This window comes from Streptomyces sp. NPDC002076 (assembly GCF_053593835.1).
In genome coordinates this window covers 81,496-106,233 of sequence record NZ_JBSFDI010000030.1, presented here as the reverse complement: position 1 = coordinate 106,233, position 24,738 = coordinate 81,496, and the positions used below count along the sequence as shown (strand labels likewise).

At 70.1% G+C, this 24,738-nt stretch carries 18 protein-coding genes and 1 pseudogene; 8 read left to right on the top strand and 11 right to left on the bottom strand.

Translation table 11 applies throughout. The features are described 5' to 3' along the window. Positions 1 to 22 precede the first annotated feature (22 nt). Entirely contained in the window at positions 23 to 1,654 is a 1,632-nt protein-coding gene (locus tag ACWCQS_RS40985; protein ID WP_451009216.1) for a sigma-70 family RNA polymerase sigma factor, read from the top strand. A gap of 40 nt (positions 1,655 to 1,694) precedes the next feature. Here the strand turns inward: ACWCQS_RS40985 and ACWCQS_RS40980 are convergent, their stop codons facing one another. After that, entirely contained in the window at positions 1,695 to 2,351 is a 657-nt protein-coding gene (locus ACWCQS_RS40980; protein WP_451009215.1) for a TetR/AcrR family transcriptional regulator, read from the bottom strand. Positions 2,352 to 2,489: 138 nt separating this feature from the next. Between ACWCQS_RS40980 and ACWCQS_RS40975 the strand changes: the two genes are divergently transcribed. Both ACWCQS_RS40975 and ACWCQS_RS40970 read left to right on the top strand, forming a co-directional pair. Further along, positions 2,490 to 3,329 carry a patatin-like phospholipase family protein gene (locus ACWCQS_RS40975; RefSeq protein WP_451009214.1) on the top strand — a complete coding sequence of 280 codons (840 nt, stop codon included), beginning with the start codon at positions 2,490 to 2,492 and terminating at the stop codon, positions 3,327 to 3,329. 145 nt (positions 3,330 to 3,474) lie between these two features. Continuing rightward, complete coding sequence (locus tag ACWCQS_RS40970; RefSeq protein WP_388635934.1) at positions 3,475 to 3,699, top strand: hypothetical protein; 225 nt, start codon at positions 3,475 to 3,477, stop codon at positions 3,697 to 3,699. A gap of 105 nt (positions 3,700 to 3,804) precedes the next feature. On the opposite strand, the gene ACWCQS_RS40965 is transcribed toward ACWCQS_RS40970, so the two are convergent. Beyond that, on the bottom strand, positions 3,805 to 6,099 hold the full coding sequence (locus ACWCQS_RS40965; RefSeq protein ID WP_451009213.1) for a SpoIIE family protein phosphatase: 2,295 nt from the start codon (positions 6,097 to 6,099) through the stop codon (positions 3,805 to 3,807). A 1,239-nt stretch (positions 6,100 to 7,338) separates the two neighbouring features. On the opposite strand from ACWCQS_RS40965, the gene ACWCQS_RS40960 reads away from it, so the two are divergent. Then, on the top strand, positions 7,339 to 8,190 hold the full coding sequence (locus tag ACWCQS_RS40960; protein WP_451009212.1) for a S1 family peptidase: 852 nt from the start codon (positions 7,339 to 7,341) through the stop codon (positions 8,188 to 8,190). Between the two features lie 516 nt (positions 8,191 to 8,706). Here the strand turns inward: ACWCQS_RS40960 and ACWCQS_RS40955 are convergent. From ACWCQS_RS40955 to ACWCQS_RS40945, 3 genes are all read right to left on the bottom strand, one after another. Further along, the gene (locus ACWCQS_RS40955) at positions 8,707 to 9,279 is read right to left on the bottom strand and encodes a dihydrofolate reductase family protein (RefSeq protein ID WP_451009211.1); all 573 of its coding nucleotides are present in this window, start codon (positions 9,277 to 9,279) and stop codon (positions 8,707 to 8,709) included. A 137-nt stretch (positions 9,280 to 9,416) separates the two neighbouring features. Beyond that, positions 9,417 to 10,160: an SRPBCC family protein gene (locus ACWCQS_RS40950; protein WP_451009210.1), complete on the bottom strand. Its 744-nt coding sequence runs from the start codon at positions 10,158 to 10,160 to the stop codon at positions 9,417 to 9,419. A 2-nt stretch (positions 10,161 to 10,162) separates the two neighbouring features. Continuing rightward, entirely contained in the window at positions 10,163 to 10,828 is a 666-nt protein-coding gene (locus ACWCQS_RS40945; protein ID WP_451009209.1) for an ArsR/SmtB family transcription factor, read from the bottom strand. A 159-nt stretch (positions 10,829 to 10,987) separates the two neighbouring features. Here ACWCQS_RS40945 and ACWCQS_RS40940 point away from each other — a divergent pair, with 159 nt between their 5' ends. Together ACWCQS_RS40940 and ACWCQS_RS40935 are read left to right on the top strand one after the other, a co-directional pair. Next, positions 10,988 to 11,866 (top strand): SDR family NAD(P)-dependent oxidoreductase, encoded by an 879-nt coding sequence (locus tag ACWCQS_RS40940; protein ID WP_451009208.1) that lies wholly within the window; start codon positions 10,988 to 10,990, stop codon positions 11,864 to 11,866. A gap of 163 nt (positions 11,867 to 12,029) precedes the next feature. After that, positions 12,030 to 12,596 (top strand): TetR/AcrR family transcriptional regulator, encoded by a 567-nt coding sequence (locus tag ACWCQS_RS40935; RefSeq protein ID WP_451009207.1) that lies wholly within the window; start codon positions 12,030 to 12,032, stop codon positions 12,594 to 12,596. Between the two features lie 105 nt (positions 12,597 to 12,701). Here ACWCQS_RS40935 and ACWCQS_RS40930 read toward each other — a convergent pair whose 3' ends face one another. Continuing rightward, entirely contained in the window at positions 12,702 to 13,115 is a 414-nt protein-coding gene (locus tag ACWCQS_RS40930; protein WP_451009206.1) for a winged helix-turn-helix transcriptional regulator, read from the bottom strand. Positions 13,116 to 13,215: 100 nt separating this feature from the next. Here ACWCQS_RS40930 and ACWCQS_RS40925 point away from each other — a divergent pair, with 100 nt between their 5' ends. Beyond that, entirely contained in the window at positions 13,216 to 14,157 is a 942-nt protein-coding gene (locus ACWCQS_RS40925; protein WP_451009228.1) for an NADP-dependent oxidoreductase, read from the top strand. A 60-nt stretch (positions 14,158 to 14,217) separates the two neighbouring features. Here ACWCQS_RS40925 and ACWCQS_RS40920 read toward each other — a convergent pair. Next, positions 14,218 to 14,392 (bottom strand): annotated as a pseudogene (locus tag ACWCQS_RS40920) (transposase); the annotation flags it as partial. Between the two features lie 97 nt (positions 14,393 to 14,489). Between ACWCQS_RS40920 and ACWCQS_RS40915 the strand changes: the two are divergent. Further along, a complete protein-coding gene (locus ACWCQS_RS40915) occupies positions 14,490 to 14,843 on the top strand; it encodes a VOC family protein (RefSeq protein WP_451009205.1) in 354 nt (117 codons plus the stop codon). 172 nt (positions 14,844 to 15,015) lie between these two features. On the opposite strand, the gene ACWCQS_RS40910 is transcribed toward ACWCQS_RS40915, so the two are convergent. The 4 genes from ACWCQS_RS40910 to ACWCQS_RS40895 all read right to left on the bottom strand — a co-directional run bounded on the left by ACWCQS_RS40910 (position 15,016) and on the right by ACWCQS_RS40895 (position 24,671). After that, the gene (locus ACWCQS_RS40910; protein WP_451009227.1) at positions 15,016 to 17,121 is read right to left on the bottom strand and encodes a HelD family protein; all 2,106 of its coding nucleotides are present in this window, start codon (positions 17,119 to 17,121) and stop codon (positions 15,016 to 15,018) included. A gap of 953 nt (positions 17,122 to 18,074) precedes the next feature. Then, positions 18,075 to 20,360: a SpoIIE family protein phosphatase gene (locus tag ACWCQS_RS40905; protein ID WP_451009204.1), complete on the bottom strand. Its 2,286-nt coding sequence runs from the start codon at positions 20,358 to 20,360 to the stop codon at positions 18,075 to 18,077. Positions 20,361 to 20,673: 313 nt separating this feature from the next. Continuing rightward, positions 20,674 to 21,660: a L,D-transpeptidase gene (locus ACWCQS_RS40900; RefSeq protein WP_451009203.1), complete on the bottom strand. Its 987-nt coding sequence runs from the start codon at positions 21,658 to 21,660 to the stop codon at positions 20,674 to 20,676. A 194-nt stretch (positions 21,661 to 21,854) separates the two neighbouring features. Further along, positions 21,855 to 24,671, bottom strand: coding sequence for a SpoIIE family protein phosphatase (locus ACWCQS_RS40895; RefSeq protein ID WP_451009202.1), 2,817 nt, complete (start codon positions 24,669 to 24,671; stop codon positions 21,855 to 21,857). Positions 24,672 to 24,738: the final 67 nt, after the last annotated feature.

The window sequence follows — 24,738 nt, the reverse complement described above, 5'->3', positions numbered from 1 at the left end:
CTCGATGACAGGAAGCATGTGCATGAGTACGCAGGACGCGGTGGAGACAGCGGTACTGGTCACGGCCGCCAGGGAGGGCGACACCCAAGCCCAGGACGCGCTGGTCGACGCCTACCTTCCGCTGGTCTACAACATTGTGGGCCGGGCTCTGAACGGCTCGGTGGATGTCGACGACGTGGTGCAGGAGACCATGTTGCGCGCCCTGGACGGGCTTGGTGAACTGCGTACTCCCGAGCGTTTTCGCTCCTGGCTCGTGGCGATCGCGATGAACCAGGTCCGGGCCCACTGGCAGAACCGGCGCTTCACCCCGGGCACGATGGAGGAGGCCGAGGAACTGGCCGATCCGGGTGCCGACTTCGTCGACCTCACGGTGGTGCAACTCCAGCTCGCCGGACAGCGCCAGGAGACGGCGCAGGCGACCCGCTGGCTGGAGCCCGATGATCGGGGACTGCTGTCCCTGTGGTGGCTGGAGTGTGCCGGCGAGCTCACCCGGACCGAGGTGGCTGCGGCTTTGGACCTTTCGCCCCAGCACACAGCGGTCCGCGTACAGCGGATGAAGGCGCAGCTCGAGGCGGCCCGCGTGGTCGTACGAGCGCTCGACGCACGGCCACGATGCGAGGAGCTGCGCATCGTGCTGGCTTCCTGGGACGGCAGGCCATCGGCTCTGTGGCGTAAGCGAATAGCCCGGCATGCGCGTGGCTGTAGCCGCTGCAGTGGACTGTGGAGCGGTCTGATGCCCGCGGAAGGACTGCTGGCCGGTCTGGCGCTGGTCGCGGTGTCGACTGCGTTGCTCGCCAAGGTGTCCGCCTCTTCCGGGAGTGCTGTCCCGGCAGGTTCTGCCGCGGCGCTGGGGATCACCGGGGGCGCCTCCGGTTCGGACCCGGGCGCTGCGCGACGCGGCATACGGGGCGGGACCGGCTCGCGCCGCCAGTCCCGTCGGCGCCGGCGCACGCGGCGCCGGGCGGCGGGAGGGGCCGTCGTTGCGGCCTGCGTCGTCGGTGGTGGCCTGTGGTATTTCGGTACGGATTCCGGATCCGGCCGCGACACCGCGAGCGCGGAGCGAAGAGCTGCCGCCCCCGCCCTGGACCTCACCACGCCCAGTACCGCTGGTGTGTCGCCGTCGGCCTCGCCCTCCCCGTCCCCGGCGAAGCCGAAGCAGTCGCGGGCTGCGAAGGCAGTGGGCCGCGGCAAGAAGAGCGGGCCCACCGACCGGCCGTCCGCCCGACCGGCCGCGACCCCGGCGAGCACAGCGCAGGCACCGCCGGACCGGACGGACGCCGTCGGCCAGGTGGTCGTGCTCGTGAACAAGGAGCGGGCAGGCGTCGGCTGCGGCCCCCTCACCGAGGACCCGCAACTGCAACAAGCGGCCCAGGGGCACTCCGACGACATGGCCACTCGTCACTTCTTCGACCACACCAACCCGGACGGCGCCGACCCCGGACAGCGCATCGCGGCCGCCGGCTATCACTGGTCCACGTACGGCGAGAACATTGCCCAAGGCCAGCAGACCGCCGCAGCTGTCATGGAGTCCTGGATGAACAGTCCCGGACACAGGGCGAACATCCTCAACTGCTCGTTCAAGGACATCGGCGTGGGTGTTCACAAGGGTGCGGGCGGGCCGTGGTGGACGCAGGACTTTGGCGCCAAGCAGTGACGGCAGATCCATCAGGGCAACGGTGTCAGTCAGGGCACTCTCAACGCCGTCTGTGCGGGCCCAGGTTGAGCAGCACCTGGCCGAGCTGGCCGGAAGTGAGGGCCGGTGCGGGCAGCGGGGGCGCGCACGGGCTGGGGCGAAGGCCGTCGAGGAGCAGGGCGAGCGGGCGGAGCCAGGCCTCCGGGGCGACCATGGTGAGCGCGGGAACGGCCCTCCCCAGTGCTGCCAGGGTGAAGAGCAGGTCCTCGGTGGTGAGGTCCGGGCGAACGGTTCCCTGCTCCTGACCGCGCCGGAGCAGCTCGTCGATGGTTTCGCGGTTGTGGGCGTGGATCGCCTCCAGGGACGGCACGCCTTCCAGGTTCGTGGTCATGAGGTCATTGGTGCCGCGGTCTGCGGCCAGGCCTGCGAACACTGTCCGCAGGTACTGCGTCAGACCCGTCCATGCGTCCTCGGCGGTTCGTGCCCGCTCGCCCGCCGCCGTGGTCTCCGTGAGCGCATCGCGGAAGACCTCGTCGACGAGCGCGGCACGGGTCGGGAAGTGGCGGTAGAGGGTGGCGTTGCCCACGCCCGCGCGCCGGGCGATTTCATCGAGCGGGGCGTCCAGGCCCTGTTCGGCGAAGACCTCGCGGGCTTTGTCCGTCAGCAGTGTCCGGTTGCGCAGCGCATCGCGGCGCCCTACCGGCGGACGGTCGTCCATTGTGTCTCCCTCTCCTCACCTGTACCAGGGAGCGTTCCCCGGTACGGATGCTATCGTCGGCCCAGTAAAACGGGGACCGTTCCCCGCTTTGCTTCCCGCGGGCGGGGCGTCCGCGGTCGTTCACGGGGAGGGGGAGGCATGTCCGGCACCGCACTTGTGCTCGGTGGCGGCGGGCCGGTGGGCGGGGCCTGGTTGACCGGGGTGCTCGCCGGGCTCGCCGAGGCCGGGATCGATCTGAGCAGCGCCGACGTCGTGATCGGCACCTCAGCCGGCGCCGTCTTCGGGTCGCGGCTCCGGTGCGGCGTCCCGGCCGAGGATTTGTACGAGCGTCAGCTCTCCGGAGCAGACGCGGTCCGGCTGCCGGTGACCGTGCGTCAGACAGCGCGCTTCCTCTGGGCGGCGCTCGGCTCCCGCGATTCCCAGAGGTCCGTCGAACGCCTCGCCCGGGCGGCGCTCCGCGCCCGGACCGGGCCGGAGTCCGACGTCTTCGACACAGTCGGCGCGCTCCTGGGCGACGTACGCGACTGGCCCGGACGGGAACTGCGGATCACTGCGGTCGACGCGCGGACCGGACGACTCAAGGTGTTCGACTCACGCTCCGGAGTGACACTGCTCGAAGCCGTCGCGGCGAGCTGCGCCGTCCCCGTCGTATGGCCGCCGGTCACCGTGGCGGGCCGGCGCTGGATGGACGGCGGCAGTCGTTCGACCGCCAACCTGCAGCTCGCACGCGGGTACCGCCGGGTGCTGGCGGTCGTGCCGGTCCCCCGGGCGGTCGGGCCGCATCCGAGCGCCTCGCAGCAGGCCGCGGAACTGTCCGACAGCGGGGCGCGCGTCAGCCTGCTGTCCCCGGACCGGGTCGCGTGCCGCGCAATGGGCCGCAACATGGCGGACGACACACGCCGTCCGGCTGCCGCCCGCGCGGGCTACGCCCAGGCCAGTGCACTGGCGCCTTGGGTGGCCGACATCTGGCAGGGGTGACCTGCGTCAAAGCGCACGTCGCCAAACTCTCCTTGCCGCACGCGGCCGTCGGGACAGCCTTTCCGCGGCTCAGCAGGCCGTCGCCACCCTGAAGACTTCGATCTCCGCTCTCCTGTACTTGCGCACCCTTTTCTACACTCACCGGATGAGCAACTACACGTGCACGCAATGTGGAACCGTCGGCCTGGCAGAAGGTTTCATCGAGGATGCCGGCGAGCACTCGCGTGGCTACGCGCGCTGGATCGAAGGTGCGTTGGAGCGGGGGATGTTCGGGGGTGCCAAGCGGAGGGGTCGACCCCGGCGGCAGATAGAGGCGTACCGCTGCCCCAAGTGCGGGCACTTGGAGCTGTTCGCCACCGGCGAGGTGTAGTCGGCCCCCCGTTGCCGCCGGACGTCACGCACGGGGGTGCATCGCGCACGCCGGGCGGCCCGAGTGGTCATACCTCGTCACGGCTCGGCGGCGGGTGTGACGCTCTCATGTCGCCTCGGTGGGCTGCTGTGCCCAGACGGTCTTGCCTTGGTCGTGGTAGCGGGTGCCCCAGCTGTCGGTGAGACTGGCGACGATGAACAGCCCACGTCCGGACTCATCGATGGTGCGGGCGTGTTTGACGTGGGGCGCGCTGGTGGAGGTGTCGCTGACTTCGCAGGTCAGGGATCGGTCGCGGATCAGGCGCAGTCGCAGGGGCGGGGCTCCGTAGCGGACCGCGTTGCCGACGAGTTCGCTGGCGATGAGTTCGGTGGTGAACGCGGTTTCCGGGTCGACGGTCCACGCCTGCAGCTGGCGGCGTACCGCTGCGCGCGCGTACGGTGCGGCTTCAGGCCCGGCGGGCAAGGGCAGCGTGAGGACCTTGTCCGTGGGCAGCGCCTTGGTGCGCGCGAGCAGCATGAGCGCCTCTACCGACCGGGCGTCGTCGGTCAGCGCGTACGCGATCGTGTCGCACAGGTCGGCCAGCGGCCGGTCTGCGCCCTCGCTCAGGAGGGGCCGCAGTGGCGCGGATGGCGCCAGAAGGTTCTCGGCCAGCGGCGCTGTGCCGATCACCAGGGTGCTGCCTACGGGAAGGTCGACCGTGGTCGCCGGGAAAGGGGCGTTGCCGGTGCCGGCGAGCAGGGGGCCCGCGGGCACGGACAGAGTGGCCGAGCTGCCGTCGGCGTACACCACGACAGGCTCACACAGCCCGGCGCGGACGATGGTGCATCGGAGTTCGACCGGGTCGTAGAGGGCGATCAGACAGCCCGCAGTGAGCGGCTCGTGGTGCAGTGGGTCGCCTGACGGCAGCGCGGCACGTTCGGCGGCCAGTCGGGCGGCAGTGTCATTCAGGCGGGCCATCAGATCATCCGGCTGCAGGTCCAGTGCGGCCAGGGAGTGGATGACGGTCCGCAGTTGTCCCATCGTGGTCGCCGCGGCGATCCCTCGCCCGGTGACATCGCCGACGATCAACGCCGTCCGCGCCCCTGCCAGCGCGATGACATCGAACCAGTCGCCACCACCCTCGGCACCAGGAATGTGCAGGTGGGAGATCTCCACGGTGGACGGGACTGCCGGCCGCTGGGGAAGCAGCCTGCGCTGCAACGTCGCCGCGATGGTCCGTTCCCGCGCGTAGCGGCGGGCGTTGTCGATACACAGCGCCGTGTGTGCGCACACATCGGACGCAAGCGCGATGTCGCCCTCCTCGAAGGGGTCCTCGTCCTCATGCCGGTAGAAGCTCACCACGCCCAATGCCTGGCCCCGCAGGGCCAGCGGGGCCACGATCAAGGAGTGGACACCGGAGTATCTGATGGCATCCGCCCGGGCCCGATCAGCCGCAAGCCACATGCTGTCCTCCTCCAGCGACACAAGGCGCGGCCGCAGATCCGTCAGCACCCGAGCGAACGGAGTCCCGTACGGCAGGTGCCGTACATCACCCACCGGATAGGCCGACACCCTGCCCTGGAACGCTGCCCGACGCAGGGGCACACCGCGATCGACGGGGACCAGCGGGGGCGCCTCACCTCGCACCACATCCTCGATCACCTCCACCACCGCGATCCCCGAGAAGGCCGGTACCACCGCATTCACCAGTTCCTGGCTGACGGCGATCACATCCAGCCGTTCCCCCACCCGCTTGCGGACCTCCTCCAGCACGGCGAGACGCTGCAGGGCCCGCTCGCGGTCGGTCACGTCGACTACGGCGGCCATCAGGCCCAAGACCTCACCACGATCGTTCTCCAGACGCACGTAACTGACGGAATAGATGCTGCGGTTTCGGGCGTTCCGCCCCGTCACCCCGCGTACCAGCCGGTTCACCACCGGCTGCCCGCTCTCCAGGACCCGGCGTGCCGCAGCCTCTTCCTCCTGCGGATCGGCCAACTGATACGCCTCGGTGAAGCTCCGGCCCAGCAGTCCGGCAATCGGCGCGTCACGCAGCGCGCGTGTCGCCGTGTTCATGCGGACGATGCGCAACTGGTCGTCCAACACGTGCAGACCCACCGGAGACTGGGTGAACATGGCCTGCAGGATCGACAAGTCCTGCTCAGAGACGGCATCGGCGGCGGCATGCACCTCCCACACCACTGACGGGCCTGTCAGCACCGGCTTCACCAGCACAGCGCCGGCGTCCTCGACCCGCGCCCGACGCCCCTGCTCATCGGCCGCGGCCTCGCCCGCAAGCGCAGCGACGGACTGGCCGACGGCCTCCTCGGCAGCCCACCCGAACATCTCCTGCGCAGGACGGCTCCACTCCGTCACCCGCCCGCCCTCGTCCACGCGCATGATCAGGTCATCACTCGCCATCGGCACCCACCTCCTGCCCATCCATGCCCGGGTGTACGAACTGTGGTGCCGCTTGGCCGCGAGTAGCCGCCAATCGGCGCAGCCGTAGGGGCTGGAGCCGGGAAAACGCCGCCGGGGGAGGGCTTGAGGGGCCGTGGCGACAACCGGGAACCGGTCGGCAGTGATGCATGTTCATCGGGGACAGCCTTCACCCGTACGGTGATTCTCGCCATCGCGGCGTGGACGAGTTGGACCGGCACCAGTACCGCCGGCTGCCACACCGCACCGACCGGCGGACTCGCAGTGGCGGGGTACGGGCGGTTGGGAAGCTGCGCCCGGCTGGCCTTGGTCGGCCGTGTCCTTCCGGCGTGACCGGGGGAGCGGGGTCACCGTTCGGAGCCTTCGCCCAGGGCGCCCTCGGTGATGTCGCCACCGGCCGCGATGCCACCCCACCCGGCACGCACCTTCGAACGGCTCCGGAGCCACCACTACTGACACCACCGCTGACGAGCGCGATGACCGAAATGAGGAGTCCCGCCAGACTGACCACTGCCCCGGACACACTCGCGGCCTGCCCAGCGGCGTTCAGCCCGACCAATGCCGCCGCGCCGGTCACCACGGCGGTCACCCACAGGACTGAGGCGTTCAGCTCCGCGACAAGATCCTCCAATACACGCATCGCTCCGGGCAGATCGGCCGCCTCGGCCCGGGCGTCGGCCCGGGAGTGTGCGGCGGTGACGAGTTGGTGCACGGGATCCGGCGCGCCGGTGGGGTCGGGGGAGTTCTCGGGCCGAGGCGGCAGCGGCTTCGGCGCCTCAGGCGGCCACCTGGCCGCGCGCCGGCCTGGCACAGTCACCCGCAGATCCGTCTCCTTCATCCGCGACGAATCCCGATGGGCTGAAGGCCGGTGGCAACCGTCGGCCAAGTACAGCCCGTTGTGGCCATGCGATCCGGACCCGGCGCGGCCCTGGCACCCCCACTGTCCGACCAGCCGGGAGCCGTGTCGCTGACGTCCAGCAACGAGCCGGCCGGGCCCGTCGGACGTCCTCGCGGTCGTCGGCGAACTCGCCTTCACTCTGGCCGGTGCGGTCCTCCCTCCGCTTCTCCATCGGGTGCCGGGATTCCGTTGCTGTGAGTCTCTTGTGCGCGGGGCGCTACGGCGGCATTCTCACTGATCGGTGCATGTCAGGAACACGTCGTTCTGGCTCGTCTCACGGGCCCCCACCCCGTAGGGCCTCGCGCTTCCCAAGAGGAGGATCAGTGAGAACCAAACGCACCCGTCTGCCGGCCGTCGCCGCAGGTCTCGTCGCCGCCACCCTGGCGGGAGTTCCCACCGCCGGCGCCGCAAGCTCCCCGGTTCGCGGCGCGGCGCAGTTGGCCCGCGTTTCGGACAACATCGCCCGGGCCGGTGTCGACGGCACCGCCTGGTACGTGGACCGGGCATCCGGACGCGTCGTCGTCACCGCCGACAGTACGGTCACCAAGGCCGCAATAGCCCGCATCGAGAAGGCCGCCGGCGGCGACCCGGGTGCCGTGCAGGTCCGGCACGCCGACGGCGTCTTCCGCCCACTGCTGGGCGCCGGCGACGCCATCTACGGTGGACAGTACCGCTGTTCGCTCGGTTTCAACGTGGTCAGCGGCAGCACGTACTACTTCCTCACCGCGGGCCACTGCGGCAAGGTCGCCAAGACCTGGTACACCAACCAGGCCCACACCACCCTCATCGGCCCGACCATCGGCTACGACTTCCCGGGCAACGACTACGCCCTGGTCCGCTACGGCAACACCGCTCTGAGCCACCCCGGCGGCTACAGTGCGGCGAACGCCTACGTCGGTGAGGCGGTCAAGCGCACCGGTTCCACCTCCGGCACCCACAGCGGCACAGTGACCGCGCTGAACGTCAGCGTCCGCTACCAGGGCGGCGGCACGGTCAGCGGCATGATCCAGACCACCGTCTGTGCCGAGCCCGGTGACTCGGGCGGCCCTCTCTACGACGGGACGAAGGCGCTCGGCATCACGTCCGGCGGCAGCGGCGACTGCACCACCGGCGGCACCACGTTCTACCAGCCGGTGCCCGAGGCGCTCAGTGCCTACGGCGTCAGCATCTACTAGACACCACCTCCGCGCCGGCATCCTCCCGGCACCCGGGTACGACCGTCCAGCCGCCTGTCGTGAAGGCTGAACGTGCGTAGGCGGCTCGACGGTTGGTGGCCGCACGCCCGACAGTCGCCCTTGTGCGGACCGGGCGGATACCAATCGGTGCCCCGGTCAGGGCCGCGGCGCCCACCCGGTCAGCCTTCGGGCTTGTCCGGTCTCTTCTTGCTCAGGAGTTGTTTCGCTGCCTCGATGGCTTCCCGGTTTGTCGGAGATGCCCCACGACTCCTCCCAGGAGGCCAGGTTGAGAGCGCAGTGGACGAGTGGCTGTAGGTCTTCCGGATACCGAAGGTCATACGCGATGTCCGCCCAGATGAGGTGTGTCCCCGTGGGAGGATCGAGGGATCCGTCGGCGATCTGTTCGGCGATCCAGTAGGCCGCGGCCCATTTGGTCTTCTTCTTCGGCGGCTGGAGCAACGTACTCTTGCACGGCTACCGTCCGTGTCGCCATCGAGTTCCGTCGCCAGGAGCTGGTCAGCGGACCACGTCGAACACCTGCTTCTGCAGGCCGTTGGAGTAGACCTCGTGCTCGACCAGCTTCAGTTTCTGGGTGTCCTTGTCCGTGGTGCTGAACAGACGCTTGCCGGCGCCGAGCAGCAGGGGGTGGACGAGCAGGTGGTAGCGGTCGATCAGGCCGGCGTCCGAGAGGCTGTGGTTCAGGGCGGCGCTGCCGTGGACGATGATCGGGCCGCCCTCGGTCTTCTTGAGGTCGGCGACCTCGTCGAGTGAGCGCAGGATGGTGGTCGCGCCCCAGTTGGAGACCAGCTTGTCCTCGGTGAGCGTGGTGGAGACGACGTACTTGGGCATCGTCTTGTAGTGCGCGAACTCCGGCATGTCCGGCCACACCGGGCTGAAGGCCTCGTAGCTGACCCGGCCCAGCAGGATGGCGGTGGCTTCCTGCTGCTCTCGTTCCTTGATCTCGAATGCCTCGGGGACGAACTCGACATCCTTGAAGGTCCATCCGGAGTTGCGGTAGCCGGGCTCGCCGCCGGGGGCCTCCACGACGCCGTCGAGCGAGATGAAGGCGGTGCTGATCAGGGTACGCATGCGTGATTCCTTTTCTCATATGGGTTGGTCGACTGAGTCGTTCGGCTGCCCCGGCCATGCTTCGGCCGCATGAGAAGGCCGAGCGAACCGGCGCTGAGGTGCCGGCCTGGTCGGCGCGGAGGAGCTGTGTGCGGGCGTCAGCCGAGGAGCTGGGTCAGCCACTGCTGCCAGGCGGCCTCGGCGCCATCCGTGTCCGGCCCGAAGAGGTGATGGAACATCAGCACCGGGCCGCCGCTGGTGCCGTGGTGGAAGGTGTAGATCCCGTCCCCGGTGCGGATCTCGAAGCGCTCGTCGTCGGCCCAGACCACCTCGCCGTCCAGGGCCGGCAGGGCCTTCGGCTCCGCGTGCACCGGCGTGCCCACGGTGATCGAGGTCGGCAGTGACAGAGCGCTGGCCAGCGCCGCCCGGACCTCCCCTGCGGGACGCTCGCCGGGCATGGCCATGGCGAAGACGGGAACGCCGGTGCGGCCCCTGAAGTGCGCCAGGTACTCGCCCAGCGTGTGCAGATGGAAGGGCCAGCCTCGGCGCAGCGCGTCGTACTCGTCCTCCCAGTCGTCGCCGAGCAGACCGCTGTGGACGACGCGGAGCACGGTGCTGCCTTTGTCCCGGCCTTCGATGAGGTACTCGAAGGCCATGAAGCGGCCGTCCGCACCGGTGGCCGTGCGGATGGCGAAGCGCTTGCCGGGTTCGTAGGCGGTGACCACCGCCTCCTCGCGATGGCCGCCGGTCTCCATGCCGGCGACACCGCCCTCGCGTGGCTCCACGTGATTGCGCCCCATGAACCAGGAGTCGATCCCCGGTCCGGTGGCGATCGCCTCCCAGACCTGCTCCGGGCTCGCCGGCAGCGTCGTCTCCAGCTCGATCTCGAACGGGTGTGTCATCGTCAGTCGTCCTGTCCTGCGTCGGGTTCAGTTGCGTCCGTCTCCCCGGACTGCTCTGGTTCGGTCCGCTTGCCCGCGTCGCCCGATTGCCGGGCGGGGATCTGGTGGAGTCCGACGACCACACGGTGGCTGCGGCCGCCCGGGGCGGTCTCGTCGTGGTAGCGACTGACGAGGGCCGCGACGGCCTGGGTCAGTTCGTCGGCGAACGCCGTGCGGTCGGCCGCGGAGGCGAAGCGGACCTCCGTGTCGATGCCGAAGGTGGCGACCCGCTTCCGGGCTCGGGAGGCGCCGGTCAGCAGGGACCCGACCTCCTGCACCAGCCGGGCTCCCAGCGCGAGCAGCCAGTGGGCGGAGAGTTGGTCAGGTGAGCGGGAGGGGTCCGGGCTGACGGCGGCCAGAGCGGTGGGGGAGATCACGTAGGAGGTGGCGGTGGCGCGGTAGATCCGTTCGGTGACGTTGCCCTTGCGCCGCTCCTCGGCGAGTTCCACCAGGCCGTGACGCTCCAACTCCTTCAGGTGGTAGTTGACCTTCTGCCGGGGGAGCCCCAGGCGAGTGGCCAGCATGGCGGCCGAGCCGGGTTCGGCCAGGGCGGCGAGGATCCGGGACCGTATCGGGTCCAGGGATGCCTCGGCCGCGGCGGGTTCTTCGATCACAGCGACGTCCAGCACCGTTCCAGGGTGCATCCGACAGATATTCCTGTCAAGAAAAATTCCATTGTCGGTAGCCGTGGATGTGAGCGCTGGAAGTGAAACCGGATAGGTCATCCGGATCTGCTACGCTGACCAGGAATCGGATAAGCTATCCACATAGGCGGAGGCGGTTGCGTGATGAAGCAGACAGCGGTGGTCACGGCAGGGACAGCGGGAATCGGTTTCGAGACCGCCTTGGGGCTGGCCAGGGCAGGGCTCGCGGTCACCGTGGTGGGGCGCAACGCCGAGCGCGGTGCCCGTGCCGTCGAACGGATCAACGCCGCGGCGCCGGCACACTCCGCCCGGTTCCTGGCCGCGGACCTTGCCTCGCTCGACGAGGTCCGCGCCCTCGCCGGCCGGATCGCCGCGGATGGTCCGCCGGCCGTGCTGGTCAACAACGTGGGAGCGATGTTTCCGGACCGGCAGGTTTCCGTCGACGGGATCGAGGCGACCTTCGCCGTCAACCACCTCTCGCCGTATCTGCTGACCGAACTGCTGCTGCCCGCACTGCGAGCCGGTGCGCCGAGTCGGATCGTGAACGTCACCTCGGGCGCGACCGCTCTCGCAAAGCGCGCCTTCGACGCCGTAGAGCCGCCGGGGGGCTACTACGGCTTCCACTGGTACGGCCGCGCCAAGCTCGCCAATCTCGCCTACACCCTGCAACTTGCCGACCGGCTCCAGGGGACGGGCGTCTCGGTCTTCGCGGCAGATCCCGGCGGCGCCGCGACCGACATGACCAATGGCACCATGCGCGATCCGAAGATCGTCTCGCCCGGGCTGCGGCTGCTGTGGCCGCTGGTCCGCCGCAGGTTCGAACGCTCGACCTCCGGTCCGGCGTCCCAGGCGGCCAAGCCCTCGATCTTCGCCGCCACCGACGGCTCGCTGGCGGGCCGGACCGGCGTCGTCATCGGACCCCAGGCGCATCCGGTCACCCCTTTTCGTCCGGCGCAGGATCCCCGTATCGCCGAAGCCGTACGGCGCCTCAGTGAACGCCTTGCGCCACTCACGACGGCATGACGGGAACTGCAGCGGAGTCCGGCATGAACGCGAGACGGATCGGTGCTCTTCAGGGGGCGGCGATGTGTCCGTAGGCGGGTTGGAGGGCGTGTCGGGGGGCGGGTGGCTCATCCGGATCGCATACGACGGCGATCCGGATGAGCCATCCAGTTAGACTTCTCGCATGACGACCGCCCCCCTGCGCAAGGACGCCGCCCGCAACTGGGAACGGATCGTCGCTGTGGCTCGCGATCTCGTGGACGATGGCACCCCACTGCAGCTCAACGACATCGCCCGCCGCGCCGGAATGGGCGTCGGCACCGTCTACCGCCACTTTCCCACCGCCGAGGCGCTCTTGGAGACCGTCGCCGCCCCCAGCCTGGAGACGCTCGCCGCCCACGGTGAGCGGGCGCTGGCCGACGACGACCCCGGGCGCGCCCTCGCCGGCTTCCTGACCCGCACCATCGAAGCGCAGGTCACCGACGCTTCCCTCGCCACGGTCACGGCCGCGCTCACTGACGCTCTGCCGCGCACCACCGAACTCAAGCGGACCATACGGTCGGTCGGCCGGGAGTTGCTGGAGCGGGCCCGCGACGCCAAGGTCGTGCGCGCCGACCTGACCTCTGACGACCTGGTCCCGCTGATGTGCGGAATCGCCTACGCCGCGAACGTCCACGGTGCTCCGGAAACGCGCGTCGAGACAGCAAGCCGCTATCTCGCCGCGCTGCTGGAAGGCTTGTACATCCGTTAGGGGCTGTCTTCCGGATCGCGCCGGCCCTGGACTTGAATTGGCCCTTTCGGGGCGCTGTATGCCTGCTTGAGGTCCGGGGGCGAGCTGGCGCTGTCGAGCCGGGGATCAGGCCGTGACCGGCTGTACTTCCTGGGCCGCCCGTGCGTCGTAGGCGTCGCGGGCGTCGAGGACGGCATTGATGTTGTCCTCGGACCAGGCGCGGATCGCGTGCATCAGCGCGGTGACGCTCTCGCCCAGATCGGTGGACGCGTATTCGACCTTTGGTGGAATGGTCGGGTAGACCGTGCGGGTGACCAGGCCGTCCCGCTCCAGGGTCCGTAGGGTCTGGGTGAGCATCTTCTGAGTGATGCCGTCCAGGCGGCGCCGCAGTTCGCCGAAGCGCATCGGGCCGCCGGACAGTGCGCCCATGACCAGCATGGTCCACTTGTTGGCGAGTACGTCCAGGATCTGGCGCGAGGGGCAGGCAGCCAGATACGCATCCGCGCCGCCGTAGAAGCGCAGGTTGTCAGTAGTACCCATGAGGTACCTATATACCTTTGGAGTGCCTTCTGTTCAACAGGTACCGCCCTGCAGAGGATGGGGACATCACCAACCACTCTCCGGACAGGAGTGCATGACGATGCGTGCGATCACCCAGAAGACCTTCGGCGGCCCCGAAGTGCTGGAACTCGTCGACGACGCGCCCAAGCCGGCACCCGGACCGACGCAGGTGCTGGTCCGGGTCAGGGCGACCAGCGTCAACCCCGTGGAATTGTTCGTCCGCTCCGGCGCCTTTCCGTTGCTGGGCGAGCCGCCTTTCGTCCTGGGCTGGGACGTCTCTGGGGTGGTGGAGCAGGTCGATCCGGGGGTGCACCGGTTCAAGGTCGGCGACGAGGTCTATGGGATGCCGTACTTCCCGGCCGCGGCCGGTGCGAACGCCGAGTACCTGGTCGCGCCCGCGCGGCAGTTGGCTCGCAAGCCCGCAGGGATCAGCCACGAGGAGGCCGCGGTGCTGCCGCTGGTCGGTCTGACCGCCTGGCACGCACTGGTGGAGATCGCGCAGCTGCGGCCGGGGCAACGGGTACTGATCCACGGTGCGGGCGGCGGGCTCGGGCACATCGCGGTGCAATTGGCCAAGCACCTCGGCGCGGAGGTGGTGGGCACGGCGAGCGCGGGCAAGCACGACTTCCTGCGCGCCTTGGGTGCGGACCAGCTGGTCGACCACCGGACCCAGGACTACACCGAGGTGCTCCAGGATGCGCCGGTGGACGTGGTGTTGGAGACCCTGGGCGGCGGGAACGCCGAGCGTTCCTTCGGCGTGCTGCGGCAGGGCGGCGTGCTGGTGACTGCGGTGGAGCGGCTCAGCACCACCCTGCCTGACCTGGCGGGCCGGTCCGGCGTACGCTTCGCGGCGGTCGGAGTGGAGCCGGACCCGGCCGGCCTGGAGGCACTGACCGAGCTGGTCGAGGCGGGGAGGCTGCGGATGCACCTGCAGCAGGTCTTCCCCCTGGAGAAGTTGGCCGAGGCGCACGAGGTGCTGGCCGCCGGCGGAGTGCAGGGCAAGCTTGCGATCACGGTCTGAACGGATCGCGCGAGACGTGATTAGCCTGCGGCGTCCTCCTGCCGCTCGTCCAGGAGTCCGCGAACTCGTGACATTGCGGGGCCTCGTGAACCAGCACCGCTGATGCCGGGCAGCTGAGAACACCTTGGCCGGCGCCTTCCACAACCCCATCGCCCCGGCGCCGACGACCAGATCGAAATCCGGCATGCCCGCGCCTGCGGCAGTCGCGCAGCAGATCGGCCGAGGACTCGGTGGAGCCGGCCCCCGCAAGACGGTGTTTCCTTGCAGCTCTCGCGGTCGAAGCGGGGCGGTTCAACCCGCCCGCCCGATCGCCGTCCTGGCAAGATGGCGGCATGGAACGTGTGCTTGGAATCGGTGGATACTTCCTGCGGGCCGCCGATCCGGCCTCCCTGAGCGCGTGGTATCGCGATTGCCTGGGCCTGGACGTCGATGAGCACGGAATGTGGCGCCAGGCAGCCGCGCCGACGGTGTTCGCGACGTTCGAGTCCGAGACCGACTACTTCGGGTCCCGCACCCAGCAAACCATGCTCAACTTTCGGGTCCGCGACCTGGATGCGATGCTCGCGCAACTGCGCGCCAGGGGAGCGGACGTGGCCGAGGAAACGCAGGACATGGAGGGTGTCGGTCGATTCGGCTGGGTCACCGATCCTGAGGGCAATCGGGTCGAGCTGTGGCAGCCCGCCTGACCGCGTCTTCGGACAGGCGGGACGTGCTGCCGGCCCACGGGGTTGTCGAGATGTGAATCTCCGTCAGGCCCGCGCGGCACACGCCCCGTTAGCCTCCCCTGGCGTCAGCGGCGGTCAGGTCGGACACGATCTCGGTGAACCGGCCGCCGCAGGTGGGGCTTCGGGCCACGAGTCACCTCAGTTGGCCACCGCAGCAGGGCCGCGGGACGGTGATTGTGCACAGCCGCTTGGTGGCCCGGGTGAGGGCGACGTACAGGTCGCGTTCGCCCCCGGGGCGGCCGGCGGTGATCTCGTCAGGGTCGACCACGACGGCGGCGTCGAACTCCAGGCCACGCGCCTGGGAGGCCGGCACCAGTCGGGCATGCTGCTCGATCCCGGCCGCCGCGAGCTGATCCGTCCTGCCGTCGGCGCAGATCACCCCGACCAACTCGCCCGGGTACGCGGCGCCCTGCGCTCGCAGCTCCCGCTCTAGGGCGGTGACGAGCGATTCGGGGGCCACGGCAAGGGTTCGAGGCACCTCGCCGCGCCGGATCGATCGGATCGGCGGCCGGCCCGGGGCGATCCGGGCGAGCAAGTCCCCTGTGGCCGCGAGGATCTCCTGTGTGGTCCGGTAGCTGACGGTCAGGGTGCGCAGATCGAAGCGCCGTCCGAGGTGCGGGCCGAGCGCCTCCTTCCAGTCCCGGGCCACCGTCGTCGGACCCGCCTGGGCGAAATCCCCGACCAGTGTCATCGACCTGCCCGGGCAACGCCGCACGACCATCCGCCACTGCATGGCGGTGAGCTCTTGCGCCTCGTCGACGACGACATGCCCGAAGGCGTGCTCAGGCGGGCCGTCGACCAGGCTCGCCGCCTCGTCGAGAAGCGGCACATCGGCGTCCGTCCAGGGTGCATCGGGCGTTCGCCACAGCAGGGCCCGCTGGTCGTCGGTGAAATGCCGCAGGTACGCGGCCAGCGCGTCGCCGTCCGTCAGCAGGGCGCGGACCGCATCGCCGGGCGTGAGCCGCGGCCACAGGTCATCGACGGCCTCATCGAGCAAGGCATCGTCCAGAAGGTCGGCGCGCACGGCGTCGGCGTCGAATTCGTCGGCGCCCGTGGCGGGCGCTTCGTCAAGACCGAGGCGGCGCAGGTCCGCTGCCGCAGCCCGGTCGAGGTCGAGGCCGGTCAGCTCCGCGACCTGGGCGTCGATACGTTCAAGCGCCTCGGCGCCACTGCGGGCGAGCTCTCGGACGAGGGCGTCGACCAGCAGCTCCTTGAACAGCCGACGCGCCCGGTTGTGCGCGAGGCCGCTGGTCTGTGCCGACTGCCGCGCCTGTGCCACCTCCCTGTCCCGCAGACGCATCCACTCCTGCCCGATCCGCGCGTCGAAGTCGCCGTCCGGGGCCTGACGTGAGCGGACCACAGCGGCCAGCGCGTCGGCCAGTGCGGCGCTCCCCTTCAGGCGCGCCACCTCGACGGGGTCCGCGGCGCCCGGTACGACGCCGGCCAGTTCCTCGCATGTCGCCAAGACGACGTCGTTCTCCCCGAGCGAGGGCAGGACCTGGCAGATGTAGTCGAGGAACCGCGCGTTCGGGCCCAGTACGAGCACGCCGCGCTCGGCTGCCTTCGGGAACGCGTACAGCACATACGCGGCGCGATGCAGCGCGACCACCGTCTTTCCGGTGCCCGGACCACCCTGCACCACCGTTACCCCGCGGTGCGGCGACCGGACGATCGCGTCCTGCTCGGCCTGCAGCGTGGCAACCGCCGCACCCATCCGTCCCGTGCGCCTTTCCTGGAGCGCCTCCGCCAACGGACCGTCGCCGACCACGTCCTGGCCGGTGGGCGCGGAGCCGTCAAGCAGCTCGTCGCTCACCCCCACAACCGTGCGGCCCGCCAGGCGCAGATGGCGGCGCCGCCGCAACCCCATGGGATGAACCGGCGTCGCCTCATAGAAGGGCCGCGCGGCCTCGGCCCGCCAATCCACCAGCAGTGGCAGCTCGTCCGAATCCCTTTGCAGCCCCAGCCGCCCGATCCGCAGAACGGTCCCGTCCGCCAGGTCGATCCGCCCGAAGACCAGACCGTCCTCGGCCCCCTCCAGCCGACGTACCTCCCGCGCCAGCCGCCCAGCCGCCACCTCCCTCTCGTACGCCTCGCCCGCGCCGTCCGGCGGCGACGCGAGCACGCGCGCCAGCTGCTCCCGCGTACCGGCCAGCCGCTCGTCGAACAGCTCGCCTATGACGGAAACCTGAACTCGCTCAAGCTCCACCTCACGCGCGGCACCATCGTTGATCTGAGACAAGAAAAGGCCCCTCGGCTCAACCCACCAATATTTCGAGGCGCCACTATGCACACGGATTCCGGAAAAGTAAATATTGACCAAACCAGTGGAATGTGGCCTCCGATGCACCACCGCACCCGCCTGCTGTCAGGGTGGACACGCCGGTTGACGCCCTCCCGCGCGCACGACACACCTGCCGGCCGGGAACGTCACCTGTTCACCGGCCGCCCCAGAAGTACTCCTGGGCCTGGTGGTACACCGCCGTCGGCGAGGATCTCCTGGGCGTCCGGGCGGCCCCGGAGCTCGAAGAAGTGCCGTACGCCCGTGCGCCGGTGGGCGCAGAGGGAGGTGCCGCCGCGTCGACGTGGATGCGGGCACCTCGGCTCACCTCGCGCCCTTCGTGGGGGAATTCTGCCGGGGTGGGTGCGAGCACGGGCTTTCAGGAACGGACGGTATAGGGGCCTTCGCCGTTCCAACGGGCGATACGGCCGGACACGAAGGATTCCCGCGCGGTGTACTCGTCCGGTGTCCAGGGCTCTCCGAGAAGCAGGCGCGTCAATTCCTCGAGAGGCCTTTTCTCCGGGGCCGGCCTCGGGGGATTGGGCGCCGACTGGTGTGCGGTCAGCGGATGCAGGATCCAGCCGTCGCCCTCTTTTCCGGAGAGGGAGAGGTGGCCGGATCGTCGACATGATCCCGCCCACATCGGACTACAGGAATCACCGGGACACCTCGTGGAACCACTCGACCAGCCGCTCGTCGCCGTCGTCCGGTTCGTCGTCCTCGTAACCAGAGCCCCCGCGACTGCGCCTCCCGCCGGTACAACTCCGTACTCTCCGGATCACGCCCGCCGTTCACGCCATATGACCCCCTCCTCGAACCAGGCCGAAGATCATAATGCGCCGCCCGATTCACCCTCACACCGTGCCACGGCAAGGCGACGAGTGCGCTGCCTACACCGTGACCGTCGTCCGCGGCTACCCCGGCGTACCCAGGCGCTGCTGTGCCCAGACCGTCTTGCCCTGCGCGTGGTATCGGATGCCCCATCCGTCGGCGACGCTCGCGACGATGAAGAGGCCGCGGCCGCCCTCGTCGATCGTGCGGGCGTGCTTCAGGTGCGGGACGCTGTCGCCCGCGTCGCGGACTTCGCAGGTCAGGCGCTCGTCGAGAATGAGCCGCAACCGGTACGGCGGCGCGCCGTGGCGCAGTGCGTTGGCGACCAGCTCGCTCACGATGAGTTCCGTCGTGAACGCTGCTTCCGCGCTGATTTCCCACGCTTCGAGCTGTCGGAGCACCGTCGCCCGGACCTCCGGGACGGTCGCGAGGTCCCCGGCCAGCGGAAGCGTCAGCACCTGGTCGTCGGGCAGCCCTCGGGCGCGTGCCAGGAGCACCAGTTTCTCGCTCTCGGGGTGGTTGTCCCGCAGCGTGTAGGCGAGCGTGTCGCTGACCTCTTCCAGCGGCAGTTCCGCTCCCTCGCGCAGCACGGTACGCAGCCGCGGTTCGCGCTGCAGCAGGTTCTCGGTGCCGACCGCGAGGATGGTGCCGGCCGGCATCGGGATCTCGGTCGCGGGAAAGGGGGCGTGGTCGGGGCCGGCCAGCACCGGTCCCGCCGGCGTGGGCAGCCTCTCCGCCTCTGCCCCTGGGCGGACCAGGTACGGCTCGGACGGGCCGGCACGGACGAGGGTGCAGGTGTGGTCGACGGAGTCGTACAGGGCGATCAGGCAGCAGGCGGTCAGCGGCTCACGGTGCAGCGGATCCCCGGCGGGGAGCGCCGCCCGCTCGGAGGCGAGCTGCGCGGCGGTGTCGCTGAGCCGTGCCATCAGTTCGTTCGGTTCCAGGTCCATCGCGGCCAGCGCATGAATGACCGTCCGCAGCTGTCCCATCGTGGTCGCGGTGGCGACACCCCGGCCGACCACGTCCCCGAGCACCAGTACCGTCCGGCCCCCGGCCAGTTCGATCGCGTCGAACCACGCGCCTCCACCACCCGATCCCGGGATGTGCATGGGGGCCACGTCCATCGTTGACGGTGCCGACGTCCGCTGCGGCAGAAGCCTGCGCTTGATGCTCGCGGCGATGGTCCGCTCCCGGGTGAAACGGCGGGCGTTGTCGATGCACAGGGCCGCATGTGCGCAGATGTCCGACGTCAGCGGGATGTCCCCCTCGTCGAAGGGTTCCTCGTCCCGGTGCCGGTAGAAGCTGACCACCCCCAGCGCCTGGCCGCGCACGGCGAGCGGGGCGACGATCAGTGAGTGCGCGTTTGACCGGACGATGGAGTTGGCCCGGGCCGGGTCCGCCGACAGCCAGGGACTGTCCTTGGTCACGGTGACGAGCCTGGTCCGCAGGTCGTTCAGGACACGGGAGAAGGGCGTGCCGTCCGGCAGCCGGCGCACGTCCCCCACGGGGTGAGCCGAAATCAGCCCCTTGAAGGCGGCTCGCCGCAACGGCACGTCCTGGTCCACCGGAGCCAGCGGCGGCTCCTCGCCCCGGATGACGTCCTCGATGACTTCGACCACCACGATGCCCGTGAACGCCGGTGCGACCGCGTCCACCAACTCCTGGCACACAGCCACGACTTCGAGCCGCTCACCTACCGAGGCACGGACCTTCTGCAGGAGCTTCAGCCGCTGCAGTGCGCGCTCGTGCTCGGTCACGTCGAGCGCCCAGGCGACGAGGCCCAGCACCACGCCGTCCGCCCCTTCGAGGCGCACGTACGACAGGGAGTAGTAAACGGGTCTGCCCGTGCCCCGCTTCGGCACGGCCCGTACGACGCGCTGCAGCGCCGGCTCCCCGGTCATGAGGACCCGGCGCGCCACGGCGCGCTCCTTCTCGGGATCCTCAGGGCCCAGGGCCTCGGGAAAGTCCTGGTCGACCGGCGCGCCCTCCGCCCTCGGCGGTGCTTCGCGCATGCCGCTGCCGGACCGGACGATGCGGAGATCCCCGTCCAGGATGTGCAGGCCGATCGGTGAGTGGACGAACAGCGTCCGCAGGATCGCCAGATCCCGGGCCGTGGTGCCGTCGTCCTGCTCGTCGCGTACCTCCCACGTGAGCGAGTCGCCGGAGACCACCGGCCGCACGGACACCGAGCCCAGACCTGCCAGCAAGGCCCCGCGTCCCACGGTGCCGTCGCCCCCGCCCATCAGCTCGGCCACGGTGCGGCCCTCAGCCTCCTCCCGGGACCGGCCGAGCAGGTCCTCCGCCCGCGCGGACCACTCCAGGATCCGCCCGTCGTCGGCGAGGCGCACGAGCACGGCACCGCTCGACATGGCAGCCCACCTCCGCTCCGGCCCGCGCACACGCGTCCCTTCCATAGTGGGGTACGTGATCGGGCGGCTCACCTCGGCGAGCGGCGTTCGGCCGAGGAGCGTTGCTGCCACATGGGCAATTACGGCCCGTTGCCGGACGCGCAGCAGATCGGGCGACTCCTCGCCCTGCCGGCCCCGGAGTGGCAGGCACTCGCCCGGGCCGCCCCACCGGGCCACGCACCCGAAGGCTGACCGTTTCCGATCAGCCCGAGGGGCGTGCACGACGGTGGCCTCCCGGTCGACATCGAGTGCTGACCGGCGCCGCCACCGCAGGTCATGACAGCGTCGCGGTCGTCCCCTCCCCGGACGCGCTGCCCGCGAGCCACTGGTCCCATGGCAGGTTGAAGTCGGCGTAGCCGTTGTCGGCCGGGGCCTTGGCGCGGGGCGAGCCGGTGATGGTGATGGGGTCGCCCTGCTTGACCTGGCCGAAGAACCACTTGGCGTCCGACATGGACAGGTGGACGCAGCCGTGTGAGCCGCGGGCGCTGCCGCTGCCCGGATTGGGGTCACCGGTCGAGTAGTGCACGTACGTGCCGGACTGGGTCAGATGGACGTCCCAGGGCAGGGTCAGGTCGTAGTAGTTGGGGCTGCCCTTGTCGCAGCTGATGCCGACGCTGCAGGAGGTCATGTGGACCTTCTCCTGCTTGTCGATGACGGCCATCGTGCCGTTCCACGTCGGATACTGGGCGCTGCCCGCATTGATCGACAGGGTGCGCACCAGTTGGCCGTTCCGGGTCACCTTCATGGTGTGGCCGGTCACCGAGACGTCCGCGCGCACGTCGTCGCCGATCGTGAAGGTGTGCGTGTAGTTGCGCACGCCGTAGCGTCCGTTGCCGTTGCCGACGCCCGTCATGTCGGCGTCGATCTTCACCTTCGTGCCGGAGGGCCAGTACGTCTTCGGTCGCCAGTCGGCGCGCCTGTCACCGAACCAGTGCCAGGCACCGGCCACCGGCTGCGAGGCGCTCACCTTCATGTGCTTCTCCACCGCGGCCCGTGCCTTTGCCGCCACCGGGTCCGTGAAGACGACCGAGATCGGCATGGCCACGCCGACCGTGGTTCCCGTCTGCGGGGTGATCGTGTCCAGCAGCATCGGCGGGCCCGCGGGCTTCGTCGGTGACGGGGAGGTGCTCGCACTCGGCTTGCCCGAGGCTTTCGCGTCGTCCCCGCTCGCCTTGTCACTGCCGCCGCCGCAGGCACTCGCGCCCACCAGCATCGCAGCCGTGACGAGTGCGATCCCTATGCCGCCCTTGCGCCGTCCCACGACCTGCCCCGCTCTCTCGCTCCTCAGCCCTGACGGGCCCGACTCCCTGTCAGACAGCGAGGGGCCGGGCACAGTTGCGTACGTCGCGTAAAACGTGTCCCAAATCTCGGTGCCTCCGTCCGTATGGGAGCACCGCCGAAGCGGCCACGCACACAGGCATGCCGAGCGCGCGCCGATCCGGTGGTCAGTTCGGCTCACAAGCCGAGATCATCGAACTGGTCGAGGTCGAACTGGTCGAGAAGGAAGTCGACCGGTGCCAGGCCCTCGGCGGCGGACGTGCCGTCGTGAAGAACCTGTTCCGTCCAGATGACCTTGCCGCGGATGGTGTACCGCGTTCCCCATCGCTGGGCGAACTGCGCCACCAGGAACAGCCCTCGTCCGCCTTCGTCCGTGGTCGCCGCGCGCCGCAGGCGCGGCGAGGTGCCGCTGCCGTCCGACACCTCGCAGATCAGACAGCGTCCGCGCAGCAGCCGTACGGCGACCGGCGGCGAGCCGTACCGGATCGCGTTCGTGACCAACTCGCTGACGATCAGCTCCGTGGCGAACGCGGACTCCTCCAGCCCCCACTCCAGCAATGTCTCCCGGCAGCGCGCCCGTACCGCGGGAACCAGCGCCGGGTCCGGTGGCACGTCCCACTCGGCCACACCCGAGGACGGGAACTTCCGGGTGCGTGCCGTCAGCAGAGCGATGTCGTCGCAGGAGTGCGACGGCTTCAGCGCGTCGATCACCGTCTGACACGTCTCCTCCGGCGTGCGGTTCCCGGACCCGGCCAAGGCCCGGCGCAGCCTCTTCATCCCGACGTCGATGTCGTGGGTGCGGTCCTCGACGAGGCCGTCGGTGAACAGCACCAGTTGTGAACCCTCCGGCAGGGACACATCCACGGCCTCGAAGGGGTAGCCGCCCAGACCGAGGGGCGCGGAGGCCGGCACGGCAGGACACATGACCGTCCCGTCCGGCCGCACCACCACCGGCTCGGGGTGCCCCGCACGGGCCATCGTGCAGGTCTCCGCCACCGGGTCGTAGACCGCATACAGACAGGTCGCTCCGGTCACCCCCGCGCCCTCGTGGCGGTCCGCGGCGTCGCCCGTGTTCTCCTCGTTGTCCATGCGGACCACCAGGTCGTCCAGGTTCCCGAGCACCTCGTCCACGGGCAGGTCCAGGGTGGAGAAGTTGTGCACCGCGGTGCGCAGCCGGCCCATCGTCGCCGCCGCGTGCAGCCCGTGACCGACGACGTCACCCATCACCAGAGCCACTCGAGTACCCGTCAGCGGGATGACGTCGAACCAGTCCCCGCCCACGCCCGCCTCCGCGGGCAGATACCGCCAGGCCACCTCCAGTGCGTCCTGCTCCGGCTGCCTCCGCGGGAGCAGGCTGCGCTGCAGCGTCACCGCCATCGCGTGCTCCCGGGTGAACCGCCGGGCGTTGTCCAGGGCCACCGCCGCCCGCGCGGCCAGTTCCTCCGCGAAGGAGAGGTCCTCCGGCTCGAATGACGGGGAATCCGCCGTCCGGTAGAAGTTGGCCACGCCCAGCGGCACGTTCCGTGCCCGCAGCGGTACGGCCATCAGCGACCGCAACCCGCACTCCAGGGCCTTCCTGGCGCGCTCCGGATCCTGTTCCCGCCAGCCGTGCGCCTGCCGCAGATCCGCCTCCACCAAGACCCTTCGCTCCTGCAGTGCCCGCATCTGCGGCGTTCGGCGGGCGAACGTGATCACTTCGCCCAGCGGATACACCGGCATCATCCGCTGTTCGCCGCCGATCGCCGCCCGGCGCAGATGCCGCCAGCCCTCCGCCGTGGGCTCCCACCCCCGCAGCACCGCTTCGAGCAGATCCACCGTCACGAGGTCGGCGAACTGCGGCACCGCCACGTCGGCCAGCTCCTGGGCCGTACGCTCCACATCCAGCGTGGTCCCGATCGCCACCCCCGCCTCATAGAGCAGCTTCAGCCGCTCCCGCGCGACCTCGGCCCGCCCCGTGACCGCCGCCAGCTCCGTGGTGTCCCGCAGGGTCACCACGCTGCCTCCCCGGCCGGCCTGCGGGTACGTCGGCCGTTTGTTCACCGCCAGCAAGCGGTCCCCCGCGAGACGGACCTCATCGGTGACCGACTCCGGCGACGTCAGCAGACCCATGATCGGCTCCGGCAGTCCCAGCTCCCGCACCGGGCGCCCCCGCGCGTCCGCGGGCAGTCCGAGCAGCTGTGTCGCCTCGTCGTTGGCCAGCATCAGCCGTCCGTCGGCGCCGGTGATCAGCACTCCTTCCCGCACCGCGTGCAGAACCGCGTCGTGGTGCTCGTACAGCTGCGCCAGTTCCTCCGGGGCCAGGCCGTGCGTCTGCCGCCGCAGCCGCCGGGACACCAGCGTCGTTCCCGTCACGGCCAGCGCCAACGCGGCCGCACCGGTGCCCAGCATGATCGGGAGCTGGGGCAGCCAGAGTCCCGCGACGGCTTTGACCGTGATTCCGGCGGAGACCAGGCCGACCACTTTGCCGTGCGCGTCGGTCACCGGGACCACCGCCTGCACGGCCGTCCCCTTGCCCGCGGGCAGTGGCGGCCCGCCGGCCTGCTCGACGACGGTACGGCCCTGCAGCGCCGGTGCGATGGTGCCGACGAACTTCTTACCGATCTCCCGCGGATAGGGATACGTGTAGCGAATCCCCTTCGTGTTCATGACGACGACGAAATCCACACCCGCACGCTTCCGCGCCGCCTCTGCCCGAGGCTGGAGCAATGCCGTCGGATCGCGGCTCTGCAGCGCGGCGGCCACGCCAGGAGCACTCGCGAACGACTGGGCCGCAACGACCGACTCCCGTCGCCCCAGCTGCAGAGCGTCACGCGCCGTCTGGAGCACCGTGGCCCCCACCGCGGCCACGACCAGCAGAACCACGATCAAGACCTGGAGAAGGAACACCTGACCGGCCGCACTGCGCAGGTCCAGCACGGGAGCGCGACGTTCGCGTGAGCGTCCGGCGGGCGGATGACGTTCCGGGCTCCTAGGACGCCCGGAAAATACCTCCATACACCCTTGATAACACCACCGGGGAGAGGCCGACGCTGATCCATCCCGTCGCACGGCACGAAGCCCG

Bases quoted from the DNA above. Each gene is read 5' to 3' on its own strand.
- ACWCQS_RS40985 (WP_451009216.1), top strand. From the start codon at position 23: ATGAGTACGCAGGACGCGGTGGAGACAGCGGTACTGGTCACGGCCGCC.
- ACWCQS_RS40980 (WP_451009215.1), bottom strand. From the start codon at position 2,351: ATGGACGACCGTCCGCCGGTAGGGCGCCGCGATGCGCTGCGCAACCGG.
- ACWCQS_RS40975 (WP_451009214.1), top strand. From the start codon at position 2,490: ATGTCCGGCACCGCACTTGTGCTCGGTGGCGGCGGGCCGGTGGGCGGG.
- ACWCQS_RS40970 (WP_388635934.1), top strand. From the start codon at position 3,475: ATGAGCAACTACACGTGCACGCAATGTGGAACCGTCGGCCTGGCAGAA.
- ACWCQS_RS40965 (WP_451009213.1), bottom strand. From the start codon at position 6,099: ATGGCGAGTGATGACCTGATCATGCGCGTGGACGAGGGCGGGCGGGTG.
- ACWCQS_RS40955 (WP_451009211.1), bottom strand. From the start codon at position 9,279: ATGCGTACCCTGATCAGCACCGCCTTCATCTCGCTCGACGGCGTCGTG.
- ACWCQS_RS40950 (WP_451009210.1), bottom strand. From the start codon at position 10,160: ATGACACACCCGTTCGAGATCGAGCTGGAGACGACGCTGCCGGCGAGC.
- ACWCQS_RS40940 (WP_451009208.1), top strand. From the start codon at position 10,988: ATGAAGCAGACAGCGGTGGTCACGGCAGGGACAGCGGGAATCGGTTTC.
- ACWCQS_RS40935 (WP_451009207.1), top strand. From the start codon at position 12,030: ATGACGACCGCCCCCCTGCGCAAGGACGCCGCCCGCAACTGGGAACGG.
- ACWCQS_RS40930 (WP_451009206.1), bottom strand. From the start codon at position 13,115: ATGGGTACTACTGACAACCTGCGCTTCTACGGCGGCGCGGATGCGTAT.
- ACWCQS_RS40925 (WP_451009228.1), top strand. From the start codon at position 13,216: ATGCGTGCGATCACCCAGAAGACCTTCGGCGGCCCCGAAGTGCTGGAA.
- ACWCQS_RS40915 (WP_451009205.1), top strand. From the start codon at position 14,490: ATGGAACGTGTGCTTGGAATCGGTGGATACTTCCTGCGGGCCGCCGAT.
- ACWCQS_RS40905 (WP_451009204.1), bottom strand. From the start codon at position 20,360: ATGTCGAGCGGTGCCGTGCTCGTGCGCCTCGCCGACGACGGGCGGATC.
- ACWCQS_RS40895 (WP_451009202.1), bottom strand. From the start codon at position 24,671: ATGGAGGTATTTTCCGGGCGTCCTAGGAGCCCGGAACGTCATCCGCCC.